The following is a 12,879-nucleotide window of genomic DNA, read 5'->3' on the forward strand; positions in this document are numbered from 1 at the left end:
AAAATCCCTTCCCGAATATTCTGATCCAGAAAAAGCCTTCTGATCTATGATAACATATTGCTTTCATCTTTCCTGTTTAGGGGTTAAAAATTAGCTTTGAAGGGATTGTTATTATATTTTTCCTCCAATGTTTCTTCTTCTTTATCTTCCTCCGGTGCGGTGAGGGAAAGTAACTTACTAAGATGTTTTATCACTTTTTTTGCTTGACCTTCATTAAGCCAATAATAATTTCTTTTACCTTCATTTACTATAGTAAATTCAATATCTCCATCTAAATCAATGTGATTACCTATATAAAATTCAGCATCTTGATTAACGTCTTGAAAACTTATCTCTTTTACTTCCATAGTTATAGTTTATTGAGTTATTGTTTTAATTTTTTACCAGAACCAGCACAGAATTTACAAGCAGTATTGAATTTATTATCTGTGAATGCTTCTGTACCTGTTCCATTACAATATTCGCATTTCTCTCTTGCATCCATAGTCTAGCGTTTGAGGGAGTTATTGGTTATCTGTTCTGCAAAATCTAATCCATCACATACACCTTGCTCATAAAGGCTTGCACCTCTTTGGTATTCATTCCATTTTTTTGTAATATTTGTTTCAATCTCACTTCTTTTTTCTTCCAGGCTGGCGTTTACGGCTTGTTTAGCGTATTCCTCCATTAATTCAGGTATCGAATAATAAGACTTATCATCATCGTTAAATAACTCTGGTAAATGAGCATCATCAAATCCAATACTCAATAAATATTTTTTTGCATCTTCTATACTTTTCATCTTACTTGGTTGGGAGGGGTTAAAATGTATCTTCAAAATAACTATCTATTAATTCAGAAGGTGATGCTGGTAAATAATCTACACTTTCCTCATACCATTCTAAAAAATCTTTTATTATTTGTCTTTCTTCCATATCTCTAGTCTTTAATAGTTTCGTGTAAATTCTTTGTATTCACTTTCAGTAGGTGCTAAACAAGATTCTTCACTTCCTCTTAATGATTTTTGAGTTAATAGTTGTCTTGATTTATGAAGCTTCCCATCTTTTCCGTAGTAAAAAACGGTTGGTTTATTGTAACCTTGCTCTTTTGCTTTTTTCGCTTCTTCAAAAGATATTATTTCTCTTTTCATCTGTTTTAGTTTCTTATAGGTGTTTAATCTTTTATTTTCTTATCCCAAATAAGGACTTTTTCTAATGTTCTTCTTCCGAATTTACCAGCCATTCTTTTTAATCCTAAGTCAGTAAACTCTTTCTTAAAATCAGAAACGGTTTGATTGTAATGCCTCCCCTTAAATAGCATAGAAAAAGTAATAATCTTTGGATCAGCGTAAATATGAACCTCTCCCTTTTCAAAAATATAATTTCCGATTCTATGCTCGTATTCTGTACCTTCATTAATAACTTGAATATTAGCACTTGGTTTTCCTACTGCGTAATCATAATTGTACTTTTCCATATCTATTTATTTTACAGGTTCAATAATTGATTTTGCAGTTCCTTCCAACGTTTATTCATTTGGGAAACTTTATACCGGTTATTCATAAACTTGCTATCTTCTAAGAATCCTATCTTATGAGCCAGGGATTCCATTTCTTCTCTTATTTCTTGTTTTCTTACTTCCATTATTTTAAGGCTTTCTCGATTGCTTTTTTAGCTTTTTTAACGTCTTCATCATGCCAGGTAAATGTTCTAACCGTATTGAAGTCTAATAATGTTTGTAAACTCTCCAAAAGCTCCTTATTAACTAAAAGAGCTTCATCAACAGCATCTACAATATCATCCCATAATGGCTCGTTGTTCTCAAATATTTCCTTAGCCTGTTTTTTGCCTAAGTGTTTATCTATAATCTCTGTTGCTTTAGTTTTTCTTTCCATAGTAGGGAGGGGTTAATAATTATTAATGATATGATTTGCACCATCTTTAAAAGCTTGGTTTCTTTCCTTTACCGCCCATTCAATGCATAGTAATTCAATCATATATTGGTAAGATTCAATTACGCCTTTATCTCTGTGAGAAACATTCTCTTCTATTCTTTTTTTAATCAATTCTTTTAGTTCCATACCTCTTAGCTGTTGGGTTATAATTCTGGTTTTATAATTAATTTATCTCCCTTATTGAATTTATTATCGCATTTATATTCTCCGTAATAACAAGTAATTTCCAGATTATAATGCCCACTAGGAGTAGTTGTAGAAATTCCTTCAATCTCAAACTCAATACCTTTTTCCTGTACCTTTTCTTTGATAAGACTTACAGCCTCGGTTTTGGTTATTTCGTGGCTGCAAAGTCTATCTATTATCTGCTCTAATTTCATTAGTTTAATTGTTTTTTAGCCCAGTTGATTGCTTTAGCTTCGTTAGAGAAAGACTTCATTTGTATTAGTTGCTCTCTCTGGTTAGCGCTGTCTATCTGAACGTGAGCAGCGGTGAAATGTTCCTGTACTGCATTGTATCTTACGTTTACTGCTTTTTTTCCTGAAGTTGAAGTAAAAGTTCTCATAATTTCTGTCTTTGTTTGTTATTGATATTCAAATATAACATAATTATGTAATGTACACAAATTATTTTGTAATTTATTTTTCGTATATTTGTATAAATAAAAATCTTATGAGTAATTTAGCCCCTATGTCAATAGGTTCGGAAATATCCAGAGTTAGAAAAGAACGTGGTTTTAGTCAGCTTCAGTTGGCTAATAAGGTTCAGATTACGCAACAGCAACTTTCAGAGTATGAAACAAACCGAAGAAGCCCCTCAAAAGGTAAACTTCAAAAGATTGCAGATGCTTTAGGTTGTGAATGGCGTTTACTTGATAAACCTGTTTAACCCTCCTTTAGCCTATAGGGTTAAGACTGATTATTTCCCAATGATAAATAGAGTTGTAAGTTTTAAAGGTGTTTTCGTCTATAATTTCTTGAACTCCACTTGTACTCCATGATAGAGAAATCCAAAACCTTTCACCTACTGTTGGGTATCTAAAATAATTATCTGGTATTTGCCCTATTTTCTCAAAACCTTCCTCAATGTTATTAGGGTGCAATGGGCTTTCTGCTTCTTTAAGTTTTTTGATTTTAATTGTTTTCATAATTCTAATTTTTAAGTTGATAGTTACGTTTTATAATAGTTCTAATTGCTTCACGTTTGATTTTCTTATGACATTCATAGCGCAGTCCAGGATTGTTTTACCGGCTTCATAATCCACCAGGTTACGGGCTATTTTATCTTTTCTTTGATCTCCCTTGTAGGTGCTTAAATCTATTTTATGAAACTTACATAATTCCTGGACCTCGTTTTTAGTCTGCGTAAGTTTAAATTCCCTATCTCCTAAATCATTCACTAAAGCAAAATTAGTCCAGTAAAGGTGTCGCCCTCTTTTCTTTGCCGGGATTAAAGGCTCATAATATCCTATCACATTTTCCACACAATACTTCCCTTCATACCAGTTTTCTAAAAAGATAATCTCCTGGTATAATTTCATGTCGGGATAACATTTTAATCTTCCTTCCTTTGATTTGGAAGCCCAGAAATTAGCCCTTGAATGTGTTGGGCAGGGCGGTGAACTCCAGATAAAATCAAATTCCTTATAGTGATCTAAAAGGTATTGGTGAGCATCGGTAATAATAACCTTGTCATTCGGGAAACGTTCCTGGTACAGTCTGGCTAATTCCGGGTCTAACTCCACGGCTGTAATTTCGTGATCGTCTCCCCATTTGTATCTGTTACCGCCTAAACAGGCATAAAGGTTTAATATTTTCATAATAATTTATAGTTACGTTTTGGAAACTCCTGCTCAAAGGATGCAATCGCTTCTTCTTTACTTGGGGCTTCGATCTTGATAATGCTTACCCCGCTTTTGAAGGTGTAGGTGTTCATGATTTTCTTTTAATTATTGTAGATCTTAAAGCGTCCATTTCTTCAACTTCTTTAGGGAAATTTTTCTTTTGCCATTTACGTCTTTCAGCCTCATATTCCTGATAACCTATAAGATCAAAATTTTTCCTATTCCATACATAATCTCCAGACTCTTCAAATACATTTTTAATATCATCTTTATGGAAAGAGAAATGATTATAATTAGGCCATCCCCCGTTTATTAGTTTATGTATTCCTATACCGAAATGATTTGCTATGTAGAATACACTTTCAGGGTGCTTAACTCTTAAAGCTGGAACTATTGCGTAATCCCCAGCAATATCTTGTTGTGTAGCTACTTCGTAATTATACCAGTACAAAGGGCTTTTCTTACTTTCTTTAACGTAGATATTTACGTGATCTATTTTTACAGGTACTCCCTGCCATTCATATTTTTTCATAATATCTTATTTACTATTCCCTAATTATTGTGTAGGCTTTGAGGTGCATAGCCGTTTCTTTTAAGTCCTTTGAACTTTCTATACCGGTAAATAGTAGATATTGAGGAATCTGTTTGGTAACTTAATAGGGTGTCAGAATAGTACTTGTAGTTTTCCTCGATGTACTCTTTATCTTCCTGGCTTAATCTTTTTCCGGGTTCTTTTATTCCGCTAATCATACTTATACTTTTCTTTGAATTCGGTTAACCTTTTTTCATCCTTAAGTAGCTTTCTGAAAAATTCACACAATACAAGTTCTTTGCACTTCAGTTTTACTTTTGTGTTTCCCTTCTTTTCTAGTGAGGAAATAATATTTTTAAACTCCTGTTTTTCTTCCTTTGAAGTAGCTTCCTTATCTGAGTATTCCATCTGTATGGAGACTTTAGCAGATTCATATATCTTATCCTTATACTCCTTTTCTTTGGGTAAATATTCCTCATACAGAACATCATAGATATAGATATATCCGTCTTCTATTGCTTTATTTTCTTTATACTGTTCCAAAGCACTTAGTACACCTCTATTGATCCAGTATTGCTTTTGGTTTTCAGTAATAGTTTTTTTCTTTTCTTCTTTCAAGGGGATATTATTATCCATTCGTATTTTTTGAAGCCATTTTATGAACCGGTCTAAAACCTTTCCTACATATTCTGAATTAAAAAGCTGGAAATGCTGTATCTGATCCCCGAAATAGCCGTAGCGTTCCATTTTAAAAGCGTAGTCTATCTGCTCTAAAGAAAGTGTCTTAAAACGCATTAAAATGAGTTCTTTAATGTCTGATTTATTTATATAGCTAATAGCTTCCTTTATACCTAATAAGTTGGGAATCCTGGTAAATAAGAATGCCAGCCCCTGCCCTACTTGAATTTTTCCTTCCTCAGTTTCCAGAAGATCCCGTATTTTATCTTGCTCGATACTTTTACGGGCAAAGGTTATTTCATTCAATTTCCCAGCCTGTTGAATTTTGTCTAATAGTGTCTGCTGATTGACGGTTAATTCTTGGCTCTGATTTTTTGTTTTGGTTAGCTCCATTTTCTAAGTTTTTTAGCCATGCGACTTTAAACCCCTTCCAGCTTTTTTCCGTGCATATTCTCACGGCATCTTCTACTGGAAAATTGTTATTTTCGCATTCATTTAAAAAAGTATTTAATGCGGTTTTTGTGTTAACAGCTTTTTTTGATTCACGGACTTTAAGCCAATCTTCCACTATTTCAGCTTTTGCTCCCTTGGAGATTAAGGCTTGCTTAAAATCTTTTTTAGTAAATTTTTTAGTACTCTTCTGTACTTTACTTTCCTCTTCTTTACTATGTGTACTTTCTCCAGGAGGTTTCTGGGTTTCCTCCGTAGTAAACTCGGTTTCCTCCGTAGTTAAATCATATTCTGGCTTAATTTCCCATCCAGTACGCTTGGCATCTTTACAAACTCTTGAATACCTACTCTGGATTTCTGAAGATGTTAATATCCCTTTTTCAAATAAATCAGGATCTAAAAAACCAATTTGTACAGCTTTTTTGATAACCTCTAATGCAGCCCCTTCACTTACGCCAACTGTATCAGCAATAAGGAAAGGTAGATCATCATCCCACTTGGTGTAATACCCTTTGTCTCCATAGATAGTACAAAGCAGATTGATTAGCACGGTTATGCCTTGCGCTCCACAAGCCATTTTTATCTTCCTAACTTTTTTGTTATTGAAGAAATTAACATCGAAACTGAAATAGTCTAATTCCTTTTTTTGAGGTCTAGCCATTCTAAAGCTCGTTTATAAATTCGGGGATTCTAGTTTTAAGCTCTGATACGTTCTTGCACTTATGAATTTTTAAGGAAAGATGCTCTTTAATTAGTATTAAAGATTTATCGTTTTCCTGGTATTCGGTTAAGTGATTGAATAGAGCAATTACATCTTTATTAATATCATTATCAATATGTTTTAGATCGTTTATTTTTCTTATCCCATGCATAACAGTTGCATGGTCTTTCTGTAAACTGTAATTACCTATGTATTGGTAAGACATTGTAGGATTGAATTTTTTGGCGAAGTAATAGAACATATATCTCCTTTCGACAATATCTCTCCTTCTGGTATTCTTAAATATTTCTCCTTTTTCAATGCCATAGTAGTGACAAATTTGTTCGTGTATTACTTCCAGGGGGATCATTCAGTATGTTTTTAGAATCCTGCTTTCGCGAGTTCAATTCCTATTAAAATTCCAGACAGTATTATTCCTATGATAATCTTGTTTAGATGCATTAGATCAAAAAGATTATCCCTATTGTTATTATTAGTATTATCCATGCGATTCGGTCTTTATTTGTAAGTTTATCTTTTAGCATTGTGATTGTTTTTAAAGAAAGCCCCTCCGGTTTTACGGTTTCCCTGCCTTTGGGGCTTACCTAACCAACTAAATAATTACACCTAACTATTTATCGTAATGGTAAATGGTCTTTACTGATATGAGACCCCATAATAGTTTAGTTATACTGAAGCTTAATCTTTCGGTATTGATTAGAATTTGGCTTTCTGAAGTAGATTTGTTTTCTTTTTTATTAGAGGTTTTTTTACTACTATACTTCTTATTTAAAGCGGCAATCTTTTGGTTAATCCTTTTAAGGGTCTCTTTTGCCATATCCCTTGAAGGTTCTACTTTACTTACCCACTTCCATTCAGATCCTACTCCCCTAATTCCGTTATGTTCAAGGATTCCACCTTCTTTAAGAACTGTTCCGAAATTATTATTTAAATCATTTTTATTTGCGTATTCTGTGAGGTTTACGTTTGGCGTATACTCTAGGATTTTCTTTAAATCCTTTAGTGCATTGTAGCAATTAAGAACATCGTCTTTTTTAACTTGGTACTGACTCATAATTTTAAGTTTTATTTGGTTTATTAATTAATTTTATAGACTGACACCGGCCTATTGCTTTCCGGGCATTTCTTTGTTCCTTCAATAGAAACAAAACCCTTGCGTTCTAATTCTGATAGCCTGCGCATAACTGCAACTTTATCAATTCCAATTACCCTGGCTATGTCTTTGTAACTACCCTTCCCGATCTTGTTTAAACCGGAAATTATTTTCTGGTAATGCTTGCTTCTGAAGTCATTTACTTTTTCTAAAGCGGTTAATGAGTTGGTTTTCATTTCTTTAAATCTTTAAGTTTTGTTCGGTAATAAGTCCGTAATTCTCTCAGCTTTTCCCGATCCCATTTAAAGACTTGTTTCTTATCGTTTCGGGCTTTTTGCTGTAACAGTTCAAATTTTTCTTTTCCAATTCGATAGGGTAGATTCATTTCGTACATATTCACGTTACCCTCTAGCATACGGTTACATCGTACGCATTGACCGTGAATATTGTTTTCATTAAACTTTAGGGAGGAAAATAGTTCTGCTTTGTAGTAATGCCCTGCATCAAAATCAGACTTCCAGGGAGTACCGCATGAAATACAGCATTTCCCCTCGTCTCTTTTTCTGATATATTCGTGGCAAACATCTTTTACAGCGTTTATTAGGGTTGTAATCTTATCCCGGTTCTTCTTTTCCTTAAAAGCTTTTTCTAAATCCCTTCGTGGCTTTGTAGCCTTTAAGGTTGCTTTCTCTAGTTTGATTTTTCCGTTTTCTGAGTTTAAAAGCCAATCGGGGTAACAGCCGCACATTTTACCTAGTCCATATTTTCGATATTTTGTAGGTTTTCCGCAGCCCCACCCCTTTGCAATTCCAGTTCCTTTACATGGTTTTTCTTTTGGCTCAATCACAGGTTAACGGTTTGGGGTATTAAATATTAATTAGGGCTAAAAGGTGTACTAAAAGGGCAGATCGTCTTCTTCCTCATTGTAAGGTTCGGCTTCATAACTTGGTTCAGAAGATTCGTTTTTCTCCCATACGGTTTTACCATTTCCGATATAGGTAGCTTTTTCTCCTGCTTCCCGTTCTTCTTTAGTCTGGCTAATTTTAATGGAAGTGTCCTGACCGTAATCATTTGTCTCGTCATTTACTATAATATCTACATTTAGATACTGAGCATTATTTTTAAAAGGCTTCCCTTCCTTATTGGTCTTAGCTATTTTGTTTTTATCGATTTTAGTTACATCGATTGAGGCACTGATAATTTTTGTCATTACTTTAATTTTTCGTTGTTTAATATTTCGGTTATTTTATCCTTAACCATATCCATTACCTCGGATATTCCGCTTATTATTTCTTCGTCACGGTTAACCCTTATAATGTTTATTTGGAGGCTATCTATAAGGTCAGGATCGTAAGTAATAAAATCACACCACTTCCTATCTGTTACCCATAAGTAGCCCTGAATTTGATATACATAGTCAGTATTATAGATTTCACCGGTAAGCATGGATTTTAAATGGTTTCCTCCGTTCCAGGGTGCTTTAACTTCTACAAGTCCATCCTCACCTACATATCCATCTGGTGTACCTCCTATGAAATCGTCTTTTTGAATAAACTGTTGAAAGTAATCTACCTTACGGCCTGTTACTTCCATGTACTTCATAATAGCTGCCCCTTCATAATCGTTACCATGTTCCATTTCACGGGAAGAAATATTTAACCTCCCTAAGCCATTAGAAATGTTACCTGATTTTAACAGGCGTTCCCATGCTATTTTATAGATCAGGTTTTCGGCTGTTTGACCTTTAGAAAGTGTATAGCCTTTTCGGTCTTTGGTTTGTACTACTAACTTACCAAAGTTTGAACCTGTAATCATTCCTAAGCGTTCTTTACGCCATTCGATTTCAGGGTCATTTGCTTCTGGGAAATCCGGTAAATCAATATACTCGTCGTTTCCTATTTCGTTTAACCAATCCATATTATCCTATTGTTTCATTTCGGTTAAGATGTGAACCGAATAGTTTGCCAATCTTTTTAGCTGCATTGTTTACCGCGAATGAAAGTGCAGCCGGTACATTCTTATGCATAGCCTTAGAGTTCATTTGTGTGAAGTCTGTAGGATCTGAACCTCCTTTTAATTCAATAGGCACAGCTCCTACTCCGGCATAACTTTGCCATTGCCCTAAAAGCGGATTGAAAACTTTTAGATGAACACTAATTACAATCGAGTTTCCTAGTATCTTAGGTTCTCCATGTTGCTCTACTTGCCAAAAAGGAAAGATTCCTGAAAGTAACTCTTCCACTATTCCAATAGGTAGGTATTTAGCGTTCTGACTAAACTTATTTGTCTTAATCCAGGTTTTACGAGGTGCAGTATTTACTAATTGCTTAAACTCCTGCAAGTTTTGATACTTTGGGTTTCCTTCACTATCCTTCGGGATAATGTCCATTACCGGATTTACTTTAGTTAGTTGGGTTTCCATAATTATTTATTTAGTTGGTTATACTTTAATTTTAATTGTATTCTACTTGCGAGGTCAATAATATTCCAGTCTATTGTTTTACTAGCATCTGATCTATTTCCTCTGTCTTGAAATACACCGCTTTGCCAATCCCCTTCCTTTTGGGAAGATTCTCTATTTTCTTTAGACTGCTTACCGGTTTGTTTAGGTACTGTGATAGTTGTTCCCATCCGTGTAAATATTTTGGCTCGACTTTTTTCATCGGTTATAGATTATTCTGTCTCGATTCGTTTACTTTTTTATAATCGTCTAAGATTGACTGAAGTTTCTTTTCGTTCTTTTCAGAATCCAGGGTTAAACGCTCCCCGGTAACTACCTTGTAGAAACTTTCGTAGTGTTTATATCCATGCTTTGAACCAATAAGATTTAAACTTTCTTCTTTGGTAAGCCTCAGTATATTGTGATACTTCTGGATCTCTTTTCTTATCGTTTCTAGCTTATTCATTAGGCGGTCTCTAATAATTTTTCTTGTTTCCGATCAATAAGCTCAACACCTAAATAGTCTTCTGTCTCTTCTAATAAAGACTTGATGTTTTGCATTGCTTTTTCCGGTGTATATAAGTAGCATCTAATGAAGATTTTCTCCATTTCGAACTTTCCACCTCTGTTTATATAGATGAATACTTTAGCAAAACACTCGTCTGCTTCTGGCTCTATTCTATATAATTCCGTATTGAAATTTTTAAGTAACAGTTTCATAACTCTAGGCTTCAATAAGTTTGTTAATCAACTCTGCCTTATTGTGTAGTGCTTGGTACAATAACATTCCCAAGAAAAGGCTTGCAAAAAATGCGGTTACGATAAATTGAATTGTTCTAGTTTTCATAATTTCTGTTTTAGTTGGTTATTAAAAATTTCTATGAAAATGATAGTTGATGTGATCTATGTTTTGTAGTTCATCCTGAGCTATCATATCGTTATAAGATTCTTCTCTTTTCTTCTCTTCGTAATTCTTTACTTCATTACGGTGAACCTGGCATATCTTTTTAAGAATAATGTCCTGCTCTTTAGAGGTTAATTTCTCCTCCTTTTTATTTACCTTTAAGTAAAATTCCTTATTGTTACTTCCATCGAACCGGATAAAACAATAGAGATAAATCCCCTTTTCTTCATGCTCTATACCTACACACTCTGGAAACTCGTTAGCGTCAACTTCGATGTCAAAAGAGTAGTTTGTTAGAATGGCCTCAATCTCTTTAACTCTATCTTTACTTATTGTTTCCATGATTTTTATACATTTGTTTAAATTCGATAGTCAAATATAAGGAAGTATTTCGGATTAAATCGAATCTAAAATGTTAAAATTTCTAATTAGTCCGAATTTGTTACTTATTTATAATCAATCTAAATTAACCACTATATGTGGTAAGTATTAATTTTTAATTTAACTTTGGGGACATGACCGACCAACAAAAAGAAATTGATTTAACCCTTCGTAAAGCCCATGAATGGCTGTATGAGGTAGTGAAGGCACGTAAAAACCTTAGCTGGGTAAAGATCGGTAAGCTTATAGGACGCTCCGATAAGGGTGCATCTATGGTATTTGAAAATTATTCTTTAGGCTTAGATCAGATAGAAAGTATCGCGGATAAACTCGGACTAAAGGAAGAGTTTGAAAGGAAGATAAAAAAAGCACCCGAATTGGGTGCTAAAGTTAGTATCAAGGATGCAATAAGAATGATTATTAATTATGAAGAGGAAGCGGAGAAAGATCCAGACTACCAATTATTCATAAAGACAATCAAACAAAAAGGTATCATAGAATTCCTAGAAAGAAAGAAATAGATTAAAATTATCCTTACTCTTTTTAAATTCTTCATAAAGCCGGTCTATTTTAGATCGGTTTTTTTCTTCTGTGTATTCCAGGTACTCAGTAAGATCGCTTTTCGCCTTTTCCCTGGCTTCATGGCTTAGTAATTCATATTTCTCTAATGGTGTACTTCGGGGGCGTTTTTCATTCATAACTTGATACCGAATTTTTCAATTAATAATAAGTAGGCTTCTTTGTATTGCATTTGCATCCGCCGGGAAAGTAGGGCAATATATTCCTTCTGCGTGTACAGTATAATAAAGTCAAACAGTTCTCTTACAACCGGGGCAAGGTCTAAATCTAACGCCTGTTTAAGCGCGTTTATTTTTCGGTTACGTATAAAATACGCTTTTTTTAATGCTAATTGAAAAATTGAGGTGATAATAATGAACCCAATTATAATGCCAAGTACATAATAATGCGTGTAAACTCTATCACTTGGAATGTCAGGCTGGTATAGAAAGATCATAAAAACAGATCCAACCCATACCGGTATAATATTAGCCACTGTATAAGGTTTCGCTATGGAAGCGGCAATACCGTACATGATTAACCCTATAGGTATAGCGGTTAAGAATACTAAAAATTCCATATTCCATCCGTAATAATTCTTCGCGGCTAAATCAACCATTATAAACTCAAGGAATCTATACGGGATTGTAGGTATAATATAGAGAAGTTCCTGATCTCTTAACGCACATAATTTATCTAAAGAAAATGTAATGACCTTATCCGAGAATAAAACCAAACCAGATAAGGCCACCAAAACACTAGATATTACTTTTTTATAAGTATCTAGTACCTCGTCTTTAATTTTTGCTTCCTGGGGGAAGGACTGTGCTGTCTCTGTCGATGGATTGGAAAAATTTCTCATTGTGATTGTCAGTTGGTATTGGTTCTGTTTCACAAGAAGGAAATAAGGCGAAAGCCATAAAAGCGGCTACAAAAAATAACTTTTTCATGGTAAATAAGGGTTTAAAATTAGTATGAAATACTAAATTACCCTTATTTTTAGCCTTAAATACGTATCTTGCAATAAGTTATCTACATATTAATTAACTATTTCAAAATTAAACAATTATATTTACACAACCACTATGTGTGGTTAATTTATATTCATTCTAAATAATGAAACAACCCCAAACCTTTGATGCGTGGTGCAAAGAATTAGGTTTAGAGGCTGTTAAAGAAAAGACAGGTCTCTCTAAACACGTAATTTCACACCTCCGCAATAGTAAACGACTTGAAAACAAGTATGTCCTGACCTATTTAAAAGTGAAAGAAGCAATCCCGGAACAATGGGATATAAAGCTTTGGTTTCCGCTACTCAAAGAACTTTAGCGTTTTTGTAGGGAAAA

The 12,879-nt window shown here is 34.0% G+C and carries 30 protein-coding genes; 3 read left to right on the plus strand and 27 right to left on the minus strand.

The genetic code is table 11. From position 1 onward, the window contains the following. Window positions 1-83: 83 nt before the first annotated feature. The 9 genes from LU635_RS05110 to LU635_RS05150 all read right to left on the minus strand — a co-directional run bounded on the left by LU635_RS05110 (window position 84) and on the right by LU635_RS05150 (window position 2,498). A complete protein-coding gene (locus LU635_RS05110; protein WP_240096885.1) occupies window positions 84-347 on the minus strand; it encodes a hypothetical protein in 264 nt (87 codons plus the stop codon). Window positions 348-487: 140 nt separating this feature from the next. Next, window positions 488-781 (minus strand): hypothetical protein, encoded by a 294-nt coding sequence (locus LU635_RS05115; protein ID WP_240096886.1) that lies wholly within the window; start codon window positions 779-781, stop codon window positions 488-490. Between the two features lie 144 nt (window positions 782-925). After that, complete coding sequence (locus LU635_RS05120) at window positions 926-1,129, minus strand: hypothetical protein (RefSeq protein WP_240096887.1); 204 nt, start codon at window positions 1,127-1,129, stop codon at window positions 926-928. Window positions 1,130-1,152: 23 nt separating this feature from the next. Continuing rightward, the gene (locus LU635_RS05125) at window positions 1,153-1,455 is read right to left on the minus strand and encodes a hypothetical protein (protein WP_240096888.1); all 303 of its coding nucleotides are present in this window, start codon (window positions 1,453-1,455) and stop codon (window positions 1,153-1,155) included. Between the two features lie 11 nt (window positions 1,456-1,466). Further along, the gene (locus LU635_RS05130; RefSeq protein ID WP_240096890.1) at window positions 1,467-1,622 is read right to left on the minus strand and encodes a hypothetical protein; all 156 of its coding nucleotides are present in this window, start codon (window positions 1,620-1,622) and stop codon (window positions 1,467-1,469) included. Beyond that, on the minus strand, window positions 1,622-1,873 hold the full coding sequence (locus tag LU635_RS05135; protein WP_240096892.1) for a hypothetical protein: 252 nt from the start codon (window positions 1,871-1,873) through the stop codon (window positions 1,622-1,624). Before LU635_RS05135 ends, LU635_RS05130 begins: the two co-directional genes overlap by 1 nt. Window positions 1,874-1,885: 12 nt before the next feature. After that, window positions 1,886-2,059: a hypothetical protein gene (locus tag LU635_RS05140; RefSeq protein ID WP_240096894.1), complete on the minus strand. Its 174-nt coding sequence runs from the start codon at window positions 2,057-2,059 to the stop codon at window positions 1,886-1,888. Between the two features lie 17 nt (window positions 2,060-2,076). Beyond that, window positions 2,077-2,313 carry a hypothetical protein gene (locus LU635_RS05145; RefSeq protein ID WP_240096896.1) on the minus strand — a complete coding sequence of 79 codons (237 nt, stop codon included), beginning with the start codon at window positions 2,311-2,313 and terminating at the stop codon, window positions 2,077-2,079. After that, complete coding sequence (locus tag LU635_RS05150) at window positions 2,313-2,498, minus strand: hypothetical protein (protein ID WP_240096898.1); 186 nt, start codon at window positions 2,496-2,498, stop codon at window positions 2,313-2,315. Before LU635_RS05150 ends, LU635_RS05145 begins: the two co-directional genes overlap by 1 nt. A 107-nt stretch (window positions 2,499-2,605) precedes the next feature. Here LU635_RS05150 and LU635_RS05155 point away from each other — a divergent pair, with 107 nt between their 5' ends. Then, the gene (locus LU635_RS05155; protein ID WP_240096900.1) at window positions 2,606-2,821 is read left to right on the plus strand and encodes a helix-turn-helix domain-containing protein; all 216 of its coding nucleotides are present in this window, start codon (window positions 2,606-2,608) and stop codon (window positions 2,819-2,821) included. Between the two features lie 7 nt (window positions 2,822-2,828). On the opposite strand, the gene LU635_RS05160 is transcribed toward LU635_RS05155, so the two are convergent. The 16 genes from LU635_RS05160 to LU635_RS05235 form a co-directional block, all read right to left on the minus strand. After that, window positions 2,829-3,080 carry a hypothetical protein gene (locus LU635_RS05160; RefSeq protein ID WP_240096902.1) on the minus strand — a complete coding sequence of 84 codons (252 nt, stop codon included), beginning with the start codon at window positions 3,078-3,080 and terminating at the stop codon, window positions 2,829-2,831. Between the two features lie 30 nt (window positions 3,081-3,110). Continuing rightward, window positions 3,111-3,752 carry a DNA cytosine methyltransferase gene (locus LU635_RS05165; RefSeq protein ID WP_240096904.1) on the minus strand — a complete coding sequence of 214 codons (642 nt, stop codon included), beginning with the start codon at window positions 3,750-3,752 and terminating at the stop codon, window positions 3,111-3,113. A 112-nt stretch (window positions 3,753-3,864) separates the two neighbouring features. Next, window positions 3,865-4,308 (minus strand): hypothetical protein, encoded by a 444-nt coding sequence (locus LU635_RS05170; protein ID WP_240096906.1) that lies wholly within the window; start codon window positions 4,306-4,308, stop codon window positions 3,865-3,867. A gap of 210 nt (window positions 4,309-4,518) precedes the next feature. Continuing rightward, window positions 4,519-5,292 (minus strand): hypothetical protein, encoded by a 774-nt coding sequence (locus LU635_RS05175; RefSeq protein WP_240096908.1) that lies wholly within the window; start codon window positions 5,290-5,292, stop codon window positions 4,519-4,521. Next, on the minus strand, window positions 5,285-6,097 hold the full coding sequence (locus tag LU635_RS05180) for a DUF4373 domain-containing protein (RefSeq protein ID WP_240096910.1): 813 nt from the start codon (window positions 6,095-6,097) through the stop codon (window positions 5,285-5,287). Before LU635_RS05180 ends, LU635_RS05175 begins: the two co-directional genes overlap by 8 nt. Before the next feature lies 1 nt (window position 6,098). Continuing rightward, complete coding sequence (locus tag LU635_RS05185) at window positions 6,099-6,506, minus strand: helix-turn-helix domain-containing protein (protein WP_240096912.1); 408 nt, start codon at window positions 6,504-6,506, stop codon at window positions 6,099-6,101. A gap of 261 nt (window positions 6,507-6,767) precedes the next feature. Then, complete coding sequence (locus LU635_RS05190) at window positions 6,768-7,211, minus strand: hypothetical protein (protein WP_240096914.1); 444 nt, start codon at window positions 7,209-7,211, stop codon at window positions 6,768-6,770. A 23-nt stretch (window positions 7,212-7,234) separates the two neighbouring features. After that, window positions 7,235-7,486 carry a helix-turn-helix domain-containing protein gene (locus tag LU635_RS05195; protein WP_240096916.1) on the minus strand — a complete coding sequence of 84 codons (252 nt, stop codon included), beginning with the start codon at window positions 7,484-7,486 and terminating at the stop codon, window positions 7,235-7,237. Then, window positions 7,483-8,097, minus strand: coding sequence for a recombination protein NinG (locus tag LU635_RS05200; RefSeq protein ID WP_240096918.1), 615 nt, complete (start codon window positions 8,095-8,097; stop codon window positions 7,483-7,485). The genes LU635_RS05195 and LU635_RS05200 overlap by 4 nt, the downstream gene beginning before the upstream one ends. A gap of 48 nt (window positions 8,098-8,145) precedes the next feature. Beyond that, the gene (locus tag LU635_RS05205) at window positions 8,146-8,460 is read right to left on the minus strand and encodes a hypothetical protein (RefSeq protein WP_240096919.1); all 315 of its coding nucleotides are present in this window, start codon (window positions 8,458-8,460) and stop codon (window positions 8,146-8,148) included. Continuing rightward, the gene (locus tag LU635_RS05210; protein ID WP_240096921.1) at window positions 8,460-9,167 is read right to left on the minus strand and encodes a lambda exonuclease family protein; all 708 of its coding nucleotides are present in this window, start codon (window positions 9,165-9,167) and stop codon (window positions 8,460-8,462) included. Before LU635_RS05210 ends, LU635_RS05205 begins: the two co-directional genes overlap by 1 nt. Before the next feature lies 1 nt (window position 9,168). Further along, window positions 9,169-9,672: a hypothetical protein gene (locus LU635_RS05215; protein WP_240096923.1), complete on the minus strand. Its 504-nt coding sequence runs from the start codon at window positions 9,670-9,672 to the stop codon at window positions 9,169-9,171. 2 nt (window positions 9,673-9,674) lie between these two features. Beyond that, complete coding sequence (locus LU635_RS05220; RefSeq protein ID WP_240096925.1) at window positions 9,675-9,881, minus strand: hypothetical protein; 207 nt, start codon at window positions 9,879-9,881, stop codon at window positions 9,675-9,677. Between the two features lie 35 nt (window positions 9,882-9,916). Then, window positions 9,917-10,156, minus strand: a complete 240-nt coding sequence (locus LU635_RS05225) for a hypothetical protein (RefSeq protein ID WP_240096927.1) — start codon at window positions 10,154-10,156, stop codon at window positions 9,917-9,919. Next, the gene (locus LU635_RS05230) at window positions 10,156-10,410 is read right to left on the minus strand and encodes a hypothetical protein (RefSeq protein WP_240096928.1); all 255 of its coding nucleotides are present in this window, start codon (window positions 10,408-10,410) and stop codon (window positions 10,156-10,158) included. Before LU635_RS05230 ends, LU635_RS05225 begins: the two co-directional genes overlap by 1 nt. A gap of 148 nt (window positions 10,411-10,558) precedes the next feature. Beyond that, complete coding sequence (locus LU635_RS05235; protein WP_240096930.1) at window positions 10,559-10,936, minus strand: hypothetical protein; 378 nt, start codon at window positions 10,934-10,936, stop codon at window positions 10,559-10,561. A 173-nt stretch (window positions 10,937-11,109) separates the two neighbouring features. On the opposite strand from LU635_RS05235, the gene LU635_RS05240 reads away from it, so the two are divergent. Continuing rightward, window positions 11,110-11,496: a hypothetical protein gene (locus LU635_RS05240; protein ID WP_240096932.1), complete on the plus strand. Its 387-nt coding sequence runs from the start codon at window positions 11,110-11,112 to the stop codon at window positions 11,494-11,496. On the opposite strand, the gene LU635_RS05245 is transcribed toward LU635_RS05240, so the two are convergent. Both LU635_RS05245 and LU635_RS05250 read right to left on the minus strand, forming a co-directional pair. Next, entirely contained in the window at window positions 11,479-11,673 is a 195-nt protein-coding gene (locus LU635_RS05245) for a hypothetical protein (protein WP_240096934.1), read from the minus strand. The two genes, LU635_RS05240 and LU635_RS05245, sit on opposite strands and share 18 nt — an antisense overlap. Continuing rightward, the gene (locus tag LU635_RS05250) at window positions 11,670-12,395 is read right to left on the minus strand and encodes a hypothetical protein (protein ID WP_240096936.1); all 726 of its coding nucleotides are present in this window, start codon (window positions 12,393-12,395) and stop codon (window positions 11,670-11,672) included. Before LU635_RS05250 ends, LU635_RS05245 begins: the two co-directional genes overlap by 4 nt. 254 nt (window positions 12,396-12,649) lie before the next feature. Between LU635_RS05250 and LU635_RS05255 the strand changes: the two genes are divergently transcribed. Further along, window positions 12,650-12,862, plus strand: coding sequence for a hypothetical protein (locus LU635_RS05255; RefSeq protein ID WP_240096938.1), 213 nt, complete (start codon window positions 12,650-12,652; stop codon window positions 12,860-12,862). Window positions 12,863-12,879: the final 17 nt, after the last annotated feature.

The organism is Christiangramia crocea (assembly GCF_022410465.1).
Taxonomy (GTDB): domain Bacteria; phylum Bacteroidota; class Bacteroidia; order Flavobacteriales; family Flavobacteriaceae; genus Christiangramia; species Christiangramia crocea.

Bases quoted from the DNA above. Each gene is read 5' to 3' on its own strand.
- LU635_RS05155 (WP_240096900.1), top strand. From the start codon at position 2,606: ATGAGTAATTTAGCCCCTATGTCAATAGGTTCGGAAATATCCAGAGTT.
- LU635_RS05120 (WP_240096887.1), bottom strand. From the start codon at position 1,129: ATGAAAAGAGAAATAATATCTTTTGAAGAAGCGAAAAAAGCAAAAGAG.
- LU635_RS05185 (WP_240096912.1), bottom strand. From the start codon at position 6,506: ATGATCCCCCTGGAAGTAATACACGAACAAATTTGTCACTACTATGGC.
- LU635_RS05150 (WP_240096898.1), bottom strand. From the start codon at position 2,498: ATGAGAACTTTTACTTCAACTTCAGGAAAAAAAGCAGTAAACGTAAGA.
- LU635_RS05135 (WP_240096892.1), bottom strand. From the start codon at position 1,873: ATGGAAAGAAAAACTAAAGCAACAGAGATTATAGATAAACACTTAGGC.
- LU635_RS05225 (WP_240096927.1), bottom strand. From the start codon at position 10,156: ATGAATAAGCTAGAAACGATAAGAAAAGAGATCCAGAAGTATCACAAT.
- LU635_RS05165 (WP_240096904.1), bottom strand. From the start codon at position 3,752: ATGAAAATATTAAACCTTTATGCCTGTTTAGGCGGTAACAGATACAAA.
- LU635_RS05180 (WP_240096910.1), bottom strand. From the start codon at position 6,097: ATGGCTAGACCTCAAAAAAAGGAATTAGACTATTTCAGTTTCGATGTT.
- LU635_RS05170 (WP_240096906.1), bottom strand. From the start codon at position 4,308: ATGAAAAAATATGAATGGCAGGGAGTACCTGTAAAAATAGATCACGTA.
- LU635_RS05235 (WP_240096930.1), bottom strand. From the start codon at position 10,936: ATGGAAACAATAAGTAAAGATAGAGTTAAAGAGATTGAGGCCATTCTA.
- LU635_RS05125 (WP_240096888.1), bottom strand. From the start codon at position 1,455: ATGGAAAAGTACAATTATGATTACGCAGTAGGAAAACCAAGTGCTAAT.
- LU635_RS05255 (WP_240096938.1), top strand. From the start codon at position 12,650: ATGAAACAACCCCAAACCTTTGATGCGTGGTGCAAAGAATTAGGTTTA.
- LU635_RS05115 (WP_240096886.1), bottom strand. From the start codon at position 781: ATGAAAAGTATAGAAGATGCAAAAAAATATTTATTGAGTATTGGATTT.
- LU635_RS05215 (WP_240096923.1), bottom strand. From the start codon at position 9,672: ATGGAAACCCAACTAACTAAAGTAAATCCGGTAATGGACATTATCCCG.
- LU635_RS05230 (WP_240096928.1), bottom strand. From the start codon at position 10,410: ATGAAACTGTTACTTAAAAATTTCAATACGGAATTATATAGAATAGAG.
- LU635_RS05110 (WP_240096885.1), bottom strand. From the start codon at position 347: ATGGAAGTAAAAGAGATAAGTTTTCAAGACGTTAATCAAGATGCTGAA.
- LU635_RS05140 (WP_240096894.1), bottom strand. From the start codon at position 2,059: ATGGAACTAAAAGAATTGATTAAAAAAAGAATAGAAGAGAATGTTTCT.
- LU635_RS05205 (WP_240096919.1), bottom strand. From the start codon at position 8,460: ATGACAAAAATTATCAGTGCCTCAATCGATGTAACTAAAATCGATAAA.
- LU635_RS05250 (WP_240096936.1), bottom strand. From the start codon at position 12,395: ATGAGAAATTTTTCCAATCCATCGACAGAGACAGCACAGTCCTTCCCC.
- LU635_RS05130 (WP_240096890.1), bottom strand. From the start codon at position 1,622: ATGGAAGTAAGAAAACAAGAAATAAGAGAAGAAATGGAATCCCTGGCT.
- LU635_RS05160 (WP_240096902.1), bottom strand. From the start codon at position 3,080: ATGAAAACAATTAAAATCAAAAAACTTAAAGAAGCAGAAAGCCCATTG.
- LU635_RS05220 (WP_240096925.1), bottom strand. From the start codon at position 9,881: ATGGGAACAACTATCACAGTACCTAAACAAACCGGTAAGCAGTCTAAA.
- LU635_RS05195 (WP_240096916.1), bottom strand. From the start codon at position 7,486: ATGAAAACCAACTCATTAACCGCTTTAGAAAAAGTAAATGACTTCAGA.
- LU635_RS05190 (WP_240096914.1), bottom strand. From the start codon at position 7,211: ATGAGTCAGTACCAAGTTAAAAAAGACGATGTTCTTAATTGCTACAAT.
- LU635_RS05210 (WP_240096921.1), bottom strand. From the start codon at position 9,167: ATGGATTGGTTAAACGAAATAGGAAACGACGAGTATATTGATTTACCG.
- LU635_RS05240 (WP_240096932.1), top strand. From the start codon at position 11,110: ATGACCGACCAACAAAAAGAAATTGATTTAACCCTTCGTAAAGCCCAT.
- LU635_RS05145 (WP_240096896.1), bottom strand. From the start codon at position 2,313: ATGAAATTAGAGCAGATAATAGATAGACTTTGCAGCCACGAAATAACC.
- LU635_RS05245 (WP_240096934.1), bottom strand. From the start codon at position 11,673: ATGAATGAAAAACGCCCCCGAAGTACACCATTAGAGAAATATGAATTA.